This window comes from Streptomyces sp. NPDC098781 (assembly GCF_044759995.1).
In the GTDB taxonomy this organism is placed as follows: Bacteria; Actinomycetota; Actinomycetes; order Streptomycetales; family Streptomycetaceae; genus Streptomyces.
The window spans coordinates 23923-39229 of the sequence record NZ_JBIWAK010000002.1 but is presented as its reverse complement, the minus strand read 5'-3'; the positions used below and the strand labels follow the sequence as shown (position 1 = coordinate 39229).

Genomic DNA, 15307 nt, shown 5'->3' with positions numbered 1-15307 from the left:
GGTATCTCCCCGATGTCCCGGGCGGTGCGATCCTCCGCATATGACCGAACCGACGGACGAGGCCCACGGCGGCGCGCTGGGGGAGCGGCTGAACTGGCTGCGGGCCGCCGTACTCGGGGCGAACGACGGCATCGTGTCGACCGCGGGGCTCGTCGTCGGCGTCGCCGGCGCCACCGACGACCGTTCGGCCCTGCTCACCGCCGGGCTGACCGGGCTGCTCGCCGGGTCGATGTCGATGGCGGCGGGGGAGTACGTCTCGGTGTCCACCCAGCGTGACTCGGAGAAGGCCGCGCTGGCCGTGGAGAAACGGGAGTTGCGGGAGCAGCCGGAGGCCGAGCTGGCGGAGCTGGCGCACCTGCTGGAGCGACGGGGCCTGTCCCGCGAGGTGGCCGAGGAGGCGGCGGTCCAGCTGACGGAACGTGACGCGCTCAAGGCGCACGCGCGCGTGGAGCTCGGCATCGACCCGGACCGGCTGACCAACCCCTGGCACGCGGCGTGGGCCAGCTTCCTGGCGTTCACCGCCGGGGCGCTGCTGCCGCTGCTGGCGATGGTGCTGCCGCCGGCCGACTGGCGGCTGGGGGTCACCGTCCTGTCCGTGCTGGCCGCGCTCACCCTGACCGGCTGGAGCAGCGCCCTCCTCGGCGCGGCGGCCCCGGGCCGCGCGATGCTGCGCAACGTGGCCGGCGGCGCGCTGGCCATGGGGGTCACCTACGCGGCCGGGTCGCTGCTGGACGTGGCCGGGGCCTAGACCCCGGGGGCGGCGTCCCGGTTCCGGCGCTACCGGACCCTCGGAGCGCGGCGGGCGCGGACCCCGACGTACGGTGAGAACGCGCCACGCACACCCCCGGGCGCCGGTACGACCAAAGACGAGAAGGATCCTCGCATGCGCGCCACCACCATCCACGCCCCCTTCGACATGCGCGTGCAGGACGTGCCCGACCCCGTGCTGCGGCAGCCCACCGACGCCGTGGTCCGGGTGCTGCGCTCCTGTATCTGCGGCAGCGACCTGTGGGCCTACCGGGGCGAGGCGGCCCGGCAGCCGGGGCAGCGCATCGGCCACGAGTTCCTCGGTGTCGTCGAGGAGACCGGCTCCGAGGTGACCGGCATCCAGCGGGGCGACCTCGTCGTCGCGCCCTTCATGTGGTCCGACGGCGTCTGCGACTACTGCCGCGAGGGCCTCACCACGTCCTGCGAGCACGGTGGCTTCTGGGGCACCGTCGGCTCGGACGGCGGCCAGGGCGAGGCCGTGCGCGTGCCCTTCGCCGACGCGACCCTGGTCCGGCTCCCCAAGGACGCCGCCTCCGACGACCACCTGCTCTCCGCCCTGCTCACGCTGTCCGACGTCCTGGGCACCGGCCACCACGCGGCCCTCGGCGCCGGGGTCCGTCCGGGCGCCACGGTCGCCGTCGTCGGGGACGGGGCCGTCGGGCTGTGCGCGGTACTCGCCGCCAAGCGGCTCGGTGCCGAGCGGATCATCGCGCTGGGCCGGCACCAGGTCCGTACCGACATCGCGCGCCGCTTCGGCGCCACCGACGTCGTCGCCGAGCGCGGGGAGGCGGCCGTCGCGGCCGTACGCGAACTGACCCGCGGACAGGGCGCGCACGCCGTCGTCGAGGCCGTCGGCACCGAGCAGTCCATGCGTACGGCCGTCGACATCACCCGCGACGGCGGCGCCATCGGCTTCGTCGGTGTGCCGCACGGCAGCGGTACCGGCCTCGACCTGAGCGTCATGTTCGACAAGAACATCGCGCTGCGCGGCGGCGTCGCACCGGTCCGGACCTACATCCCCGAGCTGCTGCCGGACGTCCTCGACGGCACGATCGACCCCTCGCCCGTCTTCGACCTGACGATCGGTCTGGAGGAGGTCCCCGACGGCTACAAGGCGATGGACGAGCGGACCGCGCTCAAGGTGCTGGTCGCCAACTGAGGCCGGGGCGGGCACAGCTGACGGCGTAACGGTTCACCAGCGGATGGGCACCGGCAACGCCGTCAGCAGCCCCGACAGCGTGACCACCACGGCCAGGGCGACGACCTCCGCCCGCGCGGGGGCGCAGGCGGTCAGCGGGTCGGCCGCCCGGCGCAGCCGCGTCCGCGCCCACAGGGCGAGCACCGCCACGGCCGCCACCAGGACGACCTTGGCCAGCAGGGCACGTCCGTACGCGGTTCCGGTCAGTTGGTCCAGGATCGTGTCCGACGGCATGCGGCGCAGCGAGCTCCACACCCCGGTCGCCGTGATGGCGGCGAGCAGTACGGCCGCCACGCGCGCGTAGAGGCCGAGCAGCGCCGCGCCCGCCTCCCGGACCGGCCACCCGCGCAGGATCCGCAGGGCGTGCAGCAGCCCGCCCACCCAGAGCGACGCGCAGGCCAGATGCACCAGCGTCAGCCCGGAGCCCAGCAGCGGGCCGTGCTCCGTCGGGGGGTGCGCGCGCAGCGCCTCGGCGACCACCACCGCCGCCAGCGGCCACAGCTGGGTGCCCGGCCGGCGCGACAGGGCACACAGCCCGGCCGCCGCGAAGGCGTTGACCTCCAGCAGCGCCAGCTTGCCGTCGCGCGAGGCGTACAAGCCGCCGATGTCGAGGTCCGCGGGCCCGTGGGGCACCAGGTTGCCCGTGGAGACGACCGAGGCGAGACCGAGGGCGGCGACGAAGCCGACGGCCGCCGCGTACGGCGCCCAGCTGTGCGGTCGGATCTGGGGAGCGCCGGGCACGGACCGGGCCAGCCGATTCACGAACAGCTCGCCCAACGGGACGCACAGCGCCGCGAACAGCGCCGCCCGCAGCAGCGCGATGCCACCGGTGCCGGGCGCGGCGGCCTCGCCGGTGCCGTGCAGGGCGGCCGACGGGCCGAGCAGCGGGATCAGCGCCGCCAGCGCCACGAGGACGAGCACGGCGACGGCCCGCCTCGTGCCGGGGCCCGGTCTGGGCGCGCTCCCGTCGGACACGCCCGTGGAGGATCTCGTCAACGTCACCTCAAGATCTTCACGAAAGATCGCATAGTCGGGCAAGCATCGGAAAACAAGTGGGGGTATGGCATTCCGTACAGAGGTACGTCCTGGACGGCCCCCTCGCTCAGTCCCACCGCGCCGGGTCCGCGCCCCAAACCCCGGGCGGGCGCGCCCAGTCGACCGGTCCGTCCACGAACGCCACCGGCGACAGCGCGTACCGCAGCCGCCCGAGCCCGCTGTCCCGCTCGCCGAGCCACGCGTCGGGCGTGTCGTACGGCGAGTCACCCCGCGGGCCCGGTGCGACCTCGTTCACCAGCCACCGCGCCGTACGCGCCAGAGCCAGCCGTACACACCGCCCCGCCCCCTCCTCCTGCCGCTCGGTCAGCGCCCGCAGCACGGCCGCCGCCAGGAGGTATCCCGTCCCGTGGTCGAGGGCCTGCGCGGGCAGGGCGCCGGGGCGCTCGGCCGTTCCCTCGATCGCGGCGATCCCGGTGGCGACCTGTACGAGGCTGTCGAAGCCGCGCCGCTCACGCCACGGCCCGTAGGAACCCCACGCCGAGAGCTGCGCCACGATCAGCCCGGGGTGCCGTTCGGCCAGAGCCTGCGCCGACAGCCCGAACCGGTCCAGTGCGCCCGGCCGGTACCCGGTGACGACGACGTCCGCCGCCGCGAGCAGGTCCTCGAACGCACGCCGGTCCGCCGCCAGGTCCAGCGTCGCCGAGCGCTTTCCGAAGCCGGTGTCGGCGTGCTGGTCGGGGAGTTCGGGCAGCTGTGGCGCGTCCACGCGCAGCACGTCGGCGCCGAGCAGCGCGAGCGTGCGCGTGGCGACCGGTCCCGCGATGACCCGCGTGAGATCCAGTACACGCACCCCCGCGGCGGGGAGCAGGGGGGAGCCGTCGAGCGGCGGGAGCGCACGCGCGCGTGCCGTGGCCGACTGCTCGTGCTCGACGAGCGGACGCCGGGCCACCTCGGCCGCCTGCTCGTGCGCCGCCCACTCCTCGGGCGAGCGCAGCGCCACCGCCAGCCCGCCGGCCGCGTACACCGCGTCCTCCACCTCATGCGCGGAACGCTCGGCGAGCGCGGCCCCGACGGCGTCCGGATCCTCCTCCGCCACCTTCAGCGCGGCCAGCAGCCGGGCCCGGTGATGCGGATAGTTGGCGTGGGTGCGCACCCAGCCGTCCGCCGTCCGCCAGAACCGGGACAACGGCGCGAAGTTGACCGGGGCGCGCCCGTCGACCAGCAGATGCCGTTCGCTCACGAACGCCGTGGCGATCGCCCCGTCGTCCAGCCGCACGCCGGGTACCTCGGTGAGCCCGGCCCGCCGCGCGCCGAGCTCGGCGGCGGCCAGCGCGCACGCGCCCACGCACGCGCCTGCCAACTCCCGTACGGGAAGGCGCGCTTCGAGCGCGCCCTCCCGCACCACGGTCGACACGTGAGGGATCAGGGCGGGGTCGCCGCCCACCGAGGACCAGGCGAGGTCTAGTGCAGTCATGACTGCACTATGCGGTACTTCCCTCAGTCAACGGCGTCCAGGGCGTTGACGATGCCGAACCCGTAGAACCCGTTGAACCGCTTGCCGCCCTCGCACACCGCGTCCTGCGTGCCGTCGCCGTTCTGGTCGTACGACTCCGGGCAGCCCGGGTTGTCCGCCTGGGCCTTCAGAAGCAGCTGAAGCTGGGCCGGAGTCGCCTTCGGGTAGCGGGACTTCAGCAGCGCGGCGACGCCGGCGGCGTGCGGAGAGGCCATCGAGGTGCCCTGGAGCCAGCCGTACTCGCCGTTCGGCATGGTGGACAGGATGCGGCCGTTCGCCGACGGGGTGTCCGTCGGGATCTGGAACTGCCGGTCGCCGCCCGGTGCCGCCACGTCGACGACGCCGTAACCGTAGGTCGAGTAGTAAGACTTGAGGTTCTTCACGCCCGTCGCGCTCACCGTGACCACGCCCGGCAGCTGGGTCGGCACGTCGAAGCACTTGTGCGGGTCGATCGTGCGGGTGACCGGCGTGGCGTCGTCGGGGCTGGTCTCGTCGACGATGGCGTCGGAGTCCAGGTCGTGGTTGGAGTTCCCCGCCGAGGCCAGGTGCAGCGTGCCCTTCTTCTGGGCGTACAGCTGGGCCCTGTTGACCGCGTCGACGATGGCCTTCTGGTCGGCGTCGTCCATGCAGTTGTACAGCCACGGGTCGACGTAGTAGCTGTTGTTCGTGATCTCGACGCCGTGGTCGGCGGCGAACACGAAGGCGCAGACGACGTTCTCCGGGTAGAACAGGCCGTTGTTCGGGTCGCTCACCTTGATGCCGGCGACCTTCACCCCGGGCGCCACGCCCGCGACGCCGATGCCGTTGCGGGCCGCGGCTATCTCCCCCGCGACGTGGGTGCCGTGGTAGTCCTCCGCGGTGTACGGGCGCCAGGCGCCCTCGCTGGTGTCCGCGACGCCGCCGACGCAGTTCGCCGACTGGGCCGCGGAGAAGTTCGGGGCCAGGTCCGGATGGGTGTCGTCGACGCCGGTGTCGATGACGGCGACGGTGACCTTCGAACTGCCCGGGTTGATCTTGGCGGCCTTGTCGGCGCCGATCGCCCGCAGGTCCCACTGGTCGGCCTCGAGGGGCTCGCTGTCGACCGCCGCGTCGGACATCCGCGCGGTCTTCGCGGCCTGCTTCTTCGTCAGGAGCTCGGCGGGGCCCTCGTCCGTGGTGCCGGCGGGGGTCAGGGGCGCCGTACGGGTCGCGCCCGCCGACTGGACGCCGCGCACCGTGCGTATCGCCTTGGCGAAGTCGGGGTTCGCCGAGTGGACGACGATCACGCCGATCTTGTCGTACGAGGTCACGACGGTGCCGCCGGCCGCCGCGATCGCCTTCTTCACCGACTTGATCGTGCGGTGGTCCGGCGTGGTGTTGACGACATACGCCAGGGTGATCGCGTCCGTGGCCTGCACGGAGGGCTCCCCGAGCGGTGCCGCCGAGGCCGCCGCGGGCAGGAAGCCGAGCGAGGCGGTCAGCGACAGGGCGAGGGGCACGGCGAGACCGAGTCGGCGTCTGGACCGCAGATGAGCCATGGGTTCTCCACATCATCCGGAACGGAAGACCTGCCCGAGGCGGGGATGGGCGGCCGGGCAGGTACATGACGATTCGTGCTGGAGTGAAGCTATCCCTGATCTTCCGGGCCAGCAATCACTGATCCGAGCGACTTCTGAAAGAAGCCCTCCGAGTTGAACCGGTCCTCGCGTGGCGCCGTGACCTTGGGAAGGAGGCGCGAGCAGGATCGAGCCCCCTGTCGGATCACGCGCCGTGGCCCTAACATCGCCACCCGGCTCGGGTGATCCACGTCACCATGAGGAACAGAGCCGCATGCCCGCACCCAACTCGTCCCCGTCCCCCGACCCGTCCCCGTCCGATGTCGCAACAGCGCCCGCAACGCGAGGAGACTCCGTGGCCACCGACGCACCGCCCCCCTCGAAAGAGACACACAAACTCCCCTCCACCGAGGAGTTCGCCGAGGTGCAGCAGAGCGCGGAGTTCGGTGAACTGCGCCGCTCCTACCGCAACTTCGCCTTTCCGCTGACCGTCGCCTTCATCGCCTGGTACCTGCTGTACGTCCTGCTCTCCAACTACGCGGGCGACTTCATGGGCACCAAGCTGTTCGGCAACATCAACGTCGCTTTCGTCTTCGGTATCGCCCAGTTCGTCACCACGTTCCTCATCGCCTGGTGGTACTCCCGCCACGCCGGCGCCAAGCTCGACCCCAAGGCCGAGGCGATCAAGACCCGTATGGAGGGCGGCGCATGAGCCCCGCGATGACCCTTGCCGCGAACGAGGCCAGCGAGCACCGGCCGCTGATCATCACCCTGTTCGCCTGCTTCGTGGTTGCGACCCTGTTCATCACCGTCTGGGCGGGCCGCCAGACCAAGGACGCCGCCGACTTCTACGCGGGCGGCCGGTCGTTCAGCGCCTTCCAGAACGGACTCGCCGTCTCCGGCGACTACATGTCCGCCGCGTCGTTCCTCGGCATCGCCGGCGCCATCGCTCTCTTCGGCTACGACGGCTTCCTGTACTCCATCGGCTTCCTGGTCGCCTGGCTGGTCGCCCTGCTCCTGGTGGCCGAGCCGCTCAGGAACTCCGGCCGCTACACGATGGGCGACGTCCTCGCGTACCGGATGCGCCAGCGCCCCGTGCGCACCGCGGCCGGCACCTCGACGATCGTCGTGTCGATCTTCTACCTCCTTGCCCAGATGGCGGGCGCGGGCGTCCTCGTCTCGCTGCTGCTCGGCATCACCTCCGACGCGGGCAAGATCCTCATCGTCGGTCTCGTCGGCGTCCTGATGATCGTGTACGTCTCCATCGGCGGCATGAAGGGCACCACCTGGGTCCAGATGGTCAAGGCCGTCCTGCTCATCGGCGGCACGATCCTCATTACGTTCCTGGTGCTGCTGAAGTTCAACTTCAACATCTCCGACCTGCTCGGCAAGGCCGCCGAGAACAGCGGCAAGGGCGCTGCCTTCCTGGAGCCGGGCCTCCAGTACGGCGCCACCAGCACCTCCAAGCTGGACTTCATCTCCCTCGGCATCGCCCTGGTCCTGGGCACCGCCGGCCTGCCGCACATCCTGATCCGCTTCTACACGGTGCCCAACGCCAAGGCCGCCCGTAAGTCCGTGAACTGGGCGATCGGCATCATCGGCGGCTTCTACCTGATGACCATCGCCCTGGGCTTCGGCGCCGCCGCGCTGATCTCCCAGGAGGAGATCATCGCCTCCAACCCGTCCGGCAACACGGCGGCACCCTTGCTCGCCCTGCACCTCGGCGGCGTCGACTCGGCCTGGGGCGCGATCCTGCTGGCCACCATCTCGGCGGTGGCCTTCGCGACCATCCTCGCCGTGGTCGCCGGACTGACCCTGGCCTCGTCCTCGTCGTTCGCCCACGACATCTACGCGAACGTCATCAGGAAGGGCCAGGCCACCGAGAAGGAGGAGATCAGGGCGGCTCGCCTCGCCACCATCGGCATCGGCGCCGTCTCCATCCTGCTGGGCGCGCTCGCCCGCGACCTGAACGTCGCCGGCCTGGTCGCCCTGGCCTTCGCGGTCGCGGCCTCCGCCAACCTGCCGACGATCCTCTACAGCCTGTTCTGGAAGCGTTTCACCACCCAGGGCGCGCTGTGGTCGATCTACGGCGGTCTGATCGTCGCCGTAGGCCTGGTGCTGTTCTCGCCGGTCGTCTCCGGCGACCCGAAGGCGATGTTCCCGGACGTCGACTTCGCCTGGTTCCCGCTGAAGAACCCGGGCATCATCTCCATCCCGTTCGGTTTCCTCATGGGCTGGCTCGGCACGGTCCTGTCCAAGGAAGAGCCTGACGCGGGCAAGTACGCGGAGCTGGAGGTCCGGTCCCTGACCGGCACCGGCGCCCACTGAGCACGGCGCCCGAGCGGCCGCGTCGTAGGGATCTACGACGCGGCCGCGTCGTACGTCGTGGGATCGGGCCGGTGTCACTGTCGGAGCGGTCACGTAGGCTCGCAGGTAACGGAAGTTGAATCTGGTCGTGACGAGGGAGGGGGCCCACGTGCTCATCGACACCTACGGCCGGGTGGCCACCGACCTGAGAGTCTCGCTGACCGACCGCTGCAATCTGCGGTGCACGTACTGCATGCCCGAGGAGGGCTTGCAGTGGCTGGCCAAGCCGGACCTGCTCACGGACGAGGAGATCGTCCGTCTGATCGACATCGCCGTGACCTCCCTCGGTATCGAGGAGGTCCGCTTCACCGGCGGCGAGCCCCTGCTGCGCCCCGGCCTGGTCGGCATAGTCGAGCGCGTCGCCGCGCTGGAACCCCGCCCCCAGATGTCCCTGACGACGAACGGCATCGGCCTCAAGCGCACCGCGTCCGCCCTCAAGGCAGCGGGCCTGGACCGGGTCAACGTCTCCCTGGACACCCTGCGCCCCGACGTCTTCAAGACCCTCACCCGCCGAGACCGCCACAAGGACGTCATCGAGGGCCTGCACGCCGCCCGCGAGGCGGGCCTGACCCCGGTCAAGGTCAACTCGGTCCTGATGCCGGGTCTCAACGGCGACGAGGCCCCCGACCTGCTGGCCTGGGCGGTGGAGCACGACTACGAGCTGCGCTTCATCGAGCAGATGCCGCTGGACGCCCAGCACGGCTGGAAGCGCGACGGCATGATCACCGCCGGTGACATCCTGACGTCCCTGCGCACCCGCTTCGAGCTCACCCCGGAGGGCGAGGAGAAGCGCGGCTCGGCCCCGGCGGAGCGCTGGCTGGTCGACGGCGGCCCGCATGTCGTCGGCGTCATCGCCTCCGTCACCCGCCCGTTCTGCGCGGCCTGCGACCGCACCCGGCTGACGGCCGACGGCCAGGTGCGCACCTGTCTGTTCGCCACCGAGGAGACCGACCTGCGCGCGGCCCTGCGCTCGGACGCCCCCGACGAGGAGATCGCCCGCATCTGGCGGCTGGCGATGTGGGGAAAGAAGGCGGGCGCGGGCCTGGACGACCCGTCGTTCGTGCAGCCGGACCGGCCGATGTCAGCCATCGGTGGCTGAGGAAGCCTCTTCCCATTCCGTCAACAGGACAACGTCCTTCAAAAAGCCCCGCACCCCGAGAAACTGCGACAGATGCTCGCGGTGTTCCTCGCACGCGATCCATGTCTTGCGCCGCTCAGGCGTATGAATCTTCGGGTTGTTCCACGCCAGCACCCACACGGCGTCGGCACGGCATCCCTTGGCGGAACAGATCGGCGTGTCACTCACAGATTCGTCTCACAAGTCGCGCACAAAAAGGCGACGCCGAGCAGCCACGGGGGGAGCTGCCCGGCGTCGGTCCGTCGCTCCGACGGGGGATGCGGAGCGCCTACGAAGTATGTCACGGGTAACCCTCCGCCCGGCACCGGAACAACACTATTGATCTGAGCTTTTCCTGAGCTTGGCGGGGAGTCGCCTTCCGGAACGAACCGGTCCGCAGAATCACACCCCGTCACGCGGTTTGCTTTGTGCGCCGGGTTCCGAATCGCCCGCCACATCTTCCGGGACCGATTCCGCGAAACCGTCATTCGTCCGCGGCGGCGCGATCATCGGGCGCACATGCGCGGTCACGTACGTCGAGGGCAGAGACGGCGCATTTTCCCGCCCCGCGTTGGCGATCACCACGGCGATGTACGGCAGGACCGCGCCGAGCACCAACGCCACGATCGCGACGTGCCGTTCGACGTTCCACAGGGAGGCCGCGAGGATCACCGACAGGGTGCGGATCGACATCGAGATGACGTACCGGCGCTGCCGGCCGCGCACATCCTCCTGGAGGCCCGTGCGGGCCCCGGTGATCCGGAACACCTCGGTGTTGCCGCTCGCGTGCAGCTTCCGCATCACATTCCACCATCCGCCCGCATCGGACTCTCCCCCTGCCCGCACCCGTCCGCCCCCGGTCGGGGGCCGGGCCGGGACATCTCCCACGGTACGCCTCGCCTCCGCCGCCTACGAGACCGGGGCTCCTGCCACCTGGGGGAACGCGGACAGCCGTAACGCGTACGGCGGTCCCCGGCATGCGGCGTACCGGGCCCGGCCCAAGACTGGGAGTACTGCTCACCCGTGCCGTTTAGGAGGCAGCCATGGGCTGGTTGTGGGCGATCATCGTGGGATTCGTGCTGGGCCTGCTCGCCAAGCTGCTCATCCCGGGAAAGCAGCACAGCCCCCTGTGGCTGATCACCATCTTCGGCATGCTCGGAGCGATCGTCGGCAACGCCATGGCCCGTGGGTTCGGCGTCGAGGCGACCTCCGGCATCGACTGGAGCCGGCACATCTTCCAGATCGTCGCCGCGGTGGTCATCGTGTACCTGGGGGACATGCTGTACGTGGCGACGCTGGGCAAGCGGAAACAGCAGACCCAGACCCGGGCCTGACCGGCCGAGGGGCGGCCTCCGTCACCGGAGGCCGCCCCTTGTCGTCGTGCGTACGTCAGGTCAGACGGCCGTGACCTCCACCGCCGCCAGGTTCTTCTTCCCGCGCCGCAGCACCAGCCACCGCCCGTGCAGCAGGTCCTCCTTCGCGGGAACCGCGTCCTCGCCGGTGACCTTGACGTTGTTCACGTAGGCCCCGCCCTCCTTCACGGTGCGCCGCGCGGCGGACTTGCTGGCCACCAGGCCGACCTCGGCGAGGAGGTCGACGACCGGGCCGAGCTGCTCGACCCGGATGTGCGGCACCTCGGAGAGGGCCGCCGCCAGCGTCCGGTCGTCCAGCTCCGTCAGCTCGCCCTGCCCGAAGAGGGCCTTGGACGCGGCGATCACGGCGGCCGTCTGGTCGGCGCCGTGCACCAGCGTCGTCAGCTCTTCGGCCAGCGCCCGCTGCGCGGCACGCGCCTGCGGACGCTCCTCGGTCTGCTTCTCCAGCTCCTCGAGCTCCTCGCGGGACTTGAAGGACAGGATGCGCAGGTACGTGGAGACGTCCCGGTCGTCCGCGTTCAGCCAGAACTGGTAGAACGCGTACGGCGTCGTCATCTCCGGGTCGAGCCAGATGGCGCCGCCCTCGGTCTTGCCGAACTTGGTGCCGTCCGCCTTGGTCATCAGCGGTGTCGCGAGCGCGTGCACGCCCGCGTGCGGCTCCAGCCGGTGGATCAGGTCCAGACCCGCCGTGAGGTTGCCCCACTGGTCGCTGCCGCCCTGCTGGAGCGTGCAGCCGTACCGCCGGTACAGCTCCAGGAAGTCCATGCCCTGGAGCAGCTGGTAGCTGAACTCGGTGTAGCTGATGCCCTCTTCGGACTGGAGCCGGCGGGCGACCGAGTCCTTGGTGAGCATCTTGTTGACGCGGAAGTGCTTGCCGATGTCCCGCAGGAACTCGATGGCCGACATCCCGGCCGTCCAGTCCAGGTTGTTGACCATCGTCGCGGCGTTGTCGCCCTCGAAGGAGAGGAAGGGCTCGATCTGCGCGCGCAGGCGGTTCACCCAGTTCGCGACCGTCTCCGGGTCGTTCAGCGTGCGCTCGGCCGTCGGGCGCGGGTCGCCGATCTGGCCCGTCGCGCCGCCGACCAGCGCCAGCGGGCGCAGGCCCGCCTGCTGGAGGCGGCGCATCGTGAGCACCTGGACCAGGTGGCCGACGTGCAAGGAGGCCGCGGTCGGGTCGAAACCGCAATAGAACGTGACGGGACCGTCCGCGAGCGCCTTGCGCAATGCGTCCTCGTCAGTGGACAGGGCGATCACGCCACGCCACTTCAGCTCGTCGACGATGTCCGTCACGGTTCTCGTGTCTCCTTGATGATCTCGGGCAGTCGGGTGACAGCCGACTACGAGGTTATACGCCCTGACTGACAGAGCTCATGTTGAAATCGGGGACGCGCAGGGCCGGCATCGCGGCCCTGGTGAACCAGTCGCCCCACTCCCTGGGCAGGGTCTTCTCCGTGCGCCCCGCCTGGGTCGCCCGCCCCAGCAGATCCACCGGCGACTCGTTGAACCGGAAGTTGTTGACCTCGCCGCTCACCTCGCCGTTCTCGACGAGGTACACCCCGTCCCGGGTCAGGCCGGTGAGCAGCAGCGTCGCCGGGTCGACCTCTCGGATGTACCAGAGGCAGGTCAGCAGCAGCCCGCGCTCGGTGTTCGCGACCATCTCCTCCAGCGAGCGGTCCTCGCCGCCGTCCAGGATCAGGTTGTCGATCGCCGGCGCCACCGGCAGACCGGTCAGACCCGCGCTGTGCCGGCTGGTCGTGAGGTGGCTCAGCCTGCCCTCGCGCAGCCACTCGGTGGGCCCGAGCGGCAGCCCGTTGTCGAACACCGACTGGTCACCGCCGGAGGAGTGCGCGATCACGAACGGCGCGGACTCCAGGCCCGGCTCGTTCGGGTCGCTGCGCAGCGTCAGCGGCAGCTCGCTCAGCTTCTCGCCGACGCGTGTCGCGCCGCCCGGCTTGGAGAACACGGTGCGGCCCTCGGCCGCGTCCCGGCCCGAGGCCGACCAGAGCTGGTAGATCAGCAGGTCGGCCACGGCCGTCGGGGGCAGCAGCGTCTCGTAGCGGCCCGCCGGCAGCTCCAGGCGCCGCTCGGCCCAGCCCAGACGTACGGCGAGCTCGGCGTCCAGCGCGGTCGGGTCCACGTCCTTGAAGTCCCGGGTGGAGCGGCCCGCCCAGGCCGAGCGGGTACGGTCCGGCGACTTGGCGTTCAGCTCCAGCGTCCCGTTGGGCTGGTCGTGCCGCAGCCGCAGCCCGGTGGAGGTGCCCAGGTAGGTCGAGACCATCTCGTGGTTGGCGAAGCCGTACAGCTCCCGTCCGCCCGCACGCGCGCGTGAGAACGCCTCGCCGAGCGCCGGGGCGAAGTCGGCGAACACCGTGGACGAGGTCTCGGCGGGGGCGTCCGCGAAGTCCGGCGCCGCCGCGACGTCCGTCACCAGAGGCTGCGCGTCCTCCGCGGGCCCGGCGGCGCGTGCGGCGGCCTCGGCGGCCCGGACCAGCGGCTCCAGCTCGTCGACGGTCACGGCGGACCGCGACACGACTCCTGAGGCGGTGCCCTCCTTGCCGTCGACGGTCGCGACCACGGTGAGCGTCCGCCCGCGCGTGACGCCGTTCGTGGTCAGCGCGTTGCCGGCCCAGCGCAGATTGGCGGTCGACTGCTCGTCGGCGATGACGACACACCCGTCGGCCCGCGACAGCTCCAGGGCCCGCTCGACGATCTCGTGCGGCTTGTTGCTACGGGCGCTCATCGACCGGCCTCCTGCGTGGTGTTCAGAATGTTGACGCCCTTGAAGAGGGCCGACGGGCAGCCGTGCGAGACGGCCGCGACCTGCCCGGGCTGGGCCTTGCCGCAGTTGAAGGCACCGCCGAGGACGTAGGTCTGCGGACCGCCGACGGCCGCCATGGAGCCCCAGAAGTCGGTGGTGGTCGCCTGATAGGCGACGTCCCGCAGCTGACCGGTGATCCGCCCGTTCTCGATCTTGAAGAACCGCTGCCCGGTGAACTGGAAGTTGTAGCGCTGCATGTCGATCGACCAGGACCGGTCGCCGACGACGTAGATCCCGCGGTCCACGCTCCCGATCAGATCCTCGGTCGACATCCCGGCGGGATCCGGCTGGAGCGAGACGTTGGCCATGCGCTGCACCGGCACATGGCCGGGGGAGTCGGCGAACGCGCACCCGTTGGACCGCTCGAACCCGGTCAGCCGCGCGATCCGCCGGTCCAGCTGGTAGCCGACCAGGGTGCCGTTCTTCACCAGGTCCCAGGACTGGCCCGCGACGCCCTCGTCGTCGTACCCGATGGTCGCGAGGCCGTGCTCGGCGGTGCGGTCACCGGTGACGTTCATCAGGTCCGAGCCGTACCGGAGCTTGCCGAGCTGGTCGAAGGTGGCGAAGGAGGTGCCGGCGTAGGCCGCCTCGTAGCCGAGGGCGCGGTCCAGTTCGGTGGCGTGCCCGATGGACTCGTGGATCGTCAGCCACAGGTTGGACGGGTCGACGACGAGGTCGTACGGGCCCGCTTCCACGCTCGGCGCGCGCATCTTCTCGGCGAGCAGCTCGGGGATCCGCTCCAGCTCGCCCTGCCAGTCCCAGCCGGTGCCGGTCAGATACTCCCAACCACGTCCGACGGGCGGCGCGATGGTGCGCATGGAGTCGAACTCGCCGCTCGACTCGTCGACCGACACGGCGGTCAGCTGCGGATGCAGCCGGACGCGCTGCTGGGTCGTCACGGTCCCGGCGGTGTCGGCGTAGAACTTGTTCTCGTGGACGGTCAGCAGTGAGGCGTCCACGTGGTTGACCCCGTCGGCCGCCAGCAGCCGCGCGCTCCAGTCCGCCAGCAGCCCCGACTTCTCCTCGTCGGGCACCGAGAACGGATCGATCTCGTACGACGAGATCCAGGTCCGGTCGGTGTGCACAGGCTCGTCGGCGAGCTCCACTCGCTCGTCCGACCCGGCCGCCTTGATCACCTGGGCGGACAGCTTCGCCATCGCCACCGCCTGAGAGGCGACCCTGGCGGCGGCGTCCATCGTCAGATCCACCCCCGACGCGAAGCCCCAGGTCCCGCCGTGCACCACCCGCACCGCGTACCCGAGGTCGGTGGTGTCCGACGACCCGGCGAGCTTGGCGTCCCGCAGACGCCAGGACGCGCTGCGCACCCGCTCGAACCGGAAGTCCGCGTGCTCGGCCCCGAGCGCACGCGCGCGTGCCAGCGCCGCGTCGGCCAGGGCGCGTAGCGGAAGCGCCGTGAAGGCTTCATCGATCGTATGAGGCACGGAGGTCTCCCTGCTGTCGTGGCCTGTCGGCCCGATCATTTCGCGCGGGCGGGACAGTGGACCACACGTTTCCGGCTGGAGTCGGCTTCTTTCTGTAGAGACCCGACAGTGACTCCCCTGCGCCACTGTCGGTGCCCGAATGTCCGTGGTCGCGACCGGCCCGATAGGTTTTCGGAGAAG

General features: G+C 71.0%; 14 protein-coding genes. 6 read left to right on the top strand and 8 right to left on the bottom strand.

Annotation, left to right across the window (positions count from 1 at the left end):
• Positions 1-40 precede the first annotated feature (40 nt).
• Together ACIQWG_RS06180 and ACIQWG_RS06175 are read left to right on the top strand one after the other, a co-directional pair.
• The gene (locus tag ACIQWG_RS06180) at positions 41-748 is read left to right on the top strand and encodes a VIT family protein (protein WP_404090948.1); all 708 of its coding nucleotides are present in this window, start codon (positions 41-43) and stop codon (positions 746-748) included.
• 135 nt (positions 749-883) lie between these two features.
• Entirely contained in the window at positions 884-1927 is a 1044-nt protein-coding gene (locus ACIQWG_RS06175) for a zinc-dependent alcohol dehydrogenase family protein (RefSeq protein ID WP_404090945.1), read from the top strand.
• Positions 1928-1960: 33 nt separating this feature from the next.
• Here ACIQWG_RS06175 and ACIQWG_RS06170 read toward each other — a convergent pair whose 3' ends face one another.
• The 3 genes from ACIQWG_RS06170 to ACIQWG_RS06160 form a co-directional block, all read right to left on the bottom strand.
• Positions 1961-2968 (bottom strand): CopD family protein, encoded by a 1008-nt coding sequence (locus tag ACIQWG_RS06170; protein ID WP_404090943.1) that lies wholly within the window; start codon positions 2966-2968, stop codon positions 1961-1963.
• A 100-nt stretch (positions 2969-3068) separates the two neighbouring features.
• A complete protein-coding gene (locus ACIQWG_RS06165; protein WP_404090940.1) occupies positions 3069-4436 on the bottom strand; it encodes a CoA transferase in 1368 nt (455 codons plus the stop codon).
• Between the two features lie 23 nt (positions 4437-4459).
• Positions 4460-5992 carry a S8 family peptidase gene (locus ACIQWG_RS06160; RefSeq protein WP_404090937.1) on the bottom strand — a complete coding sequence of 511 codons (1533 nt, stop codon included), beginning with the start codon at positions 5990-5992 and terminating at the stop codon, positions 4460-4462.
• A 373-nt stretch (positions 5993-6365) separates the two neighbouring features.
• Between ACIQWG_RS06160 and ACIQWG_RS06155 the strand changes: the two genes are divergently transcribed.
• From ACIQWG_RS06155 to moaA, 3 genes are all read left to right on the top strand, one after another.
• Entirely contained in the window at positions 6366-6722 is a 357-nt protein-coding gene (locus tag ACIQWG_RS06155) for a DUF485 domain-containing protein (protein WP_404090934.1), read from the top strand.
• Positions 6719-8338 carry a cation acetate symporter gene (locus tag ACIQWG_RS06150; RefSeq protein WP_404090931.1) on the top strand — a complete coding sequence of 540 codons (1620 nt, stop codon included), beginning with the start codon at positions 6719-6721 and terminating at the stop codon, positions 8336-8338. The genes ACIQWG_RS06155 and ACIQWG_RS06150 overlap by 4 nt, the downstream gene beginning before the upstream one ends.
• A gap of 148 nt (positions 8339-8486) precedes the next feature.
• Entirely contained in the window at positions 8487-9476 is a 990-nt protein-coding gene (gene moaA / locus ACIQWG_RS06145) for a GTP 3',8-cyclase MoaA (protein WP_404090929.1), read from the top strand.
• Here moaA and ACIQWG_RS06140 read toward each other — a convergent pair.
• Together ACIQWG_RS06140 and ACIQWG_RS06135 are read right to left on the bottom strand one after the other, a co-directional pair.
• Complete coding sequence (locus tag ACIQWG_RS06140; RefSeq protein WP_404090926.1) at positions 9459-9683, bottom strand: hypothetical protein; 225 nt, start codon at positions 9681-9683, stop codon at positions 9459-9461. The two genes, moaA and ACIQWG_RS06140, sit on opposite strands and share 18 nt — an antisense overlap.
• A gap of 213 nt (positions 9684-9896) precedes the next feature.
• On the bottom strand, positions 9897-10295 hold the full coding sequence (locus ACIQWG_RS06135) for a DUF3099 domain-containing protein (protein ID WP_404090923.1): 399 nt from the start codon (positions 10293-10295) through the stop codon (positions 9897-9899).
• 242 nt (positions 10296-10537) lie between these two features.
• Between ACIQWG_RS06135 and ACIQWG_RS06130 the strand changes: the two genes are divergently transcribed.
• Positions 10538-10828: a GlsB/YeaQ/YmgE family stress response membrane protein gene (locus ACIQWG_RS06130; RefSeq protein WP_404090920.1), complete on the top strand. Its 291-nt coding sequence runs from the start codon at positions 10538-10540 to the stop codon at positions 10826-10828.
• 60 nt (positions 10829-10888) lie between these two features.
• On the opposite strand, the gene tyrS is transcribed toward ACIQWG_RS06130, so the two are convergent.
• Genes tyrS through ACIQWG_RS06115 form a run of 3 tightly spaced genes read right to left on the bottom strand, consistent with a single transcriptional unit; the run spans position 10889 to position 15166 of the window.
• Positions 10889-12157 (bottom strand): tyrosine--tRNA ligase, encoded by a 1269-nt coding sequence (tyrS, locus tag ACIQWG_RS06125; protein ID WP_404090917.1) that lies wholly within the window; start codon positions 12155-12157, stop codon positions 10889-10891.
• Positions 12158-12212: 55 nt separating this feature from the next.
• Complete coding sequence (locus tag ACIQWG_RS06120) at positions 12213-13607, bottom strand: metallopeptidase TldD-related protein (RefSeq protein ID WP_404090916.1); 1395 nt, start codon at positions 13605-13607, stop codon at positions 12213-12215.
• Positions 13604-15166 carry a TldD/PmbA family protein gene (locus ACIQWG_RS06115; RefSeq protein WP_404090913.1) on the bottom strand — a complete coding sequence of 521 codons (1563 nt, stop codon included), beginning with the start codon at positions 15164-15166 and terminating at the stop codon, positions 13604-13606. The genes ACIQWG_RS06120 and ACIQWG_RS06115 overlap by 4 nt, the downstream gene beginning before the upstream one ends.
• Positions 15167-15307: the final 141 nt, after the last annotated feature.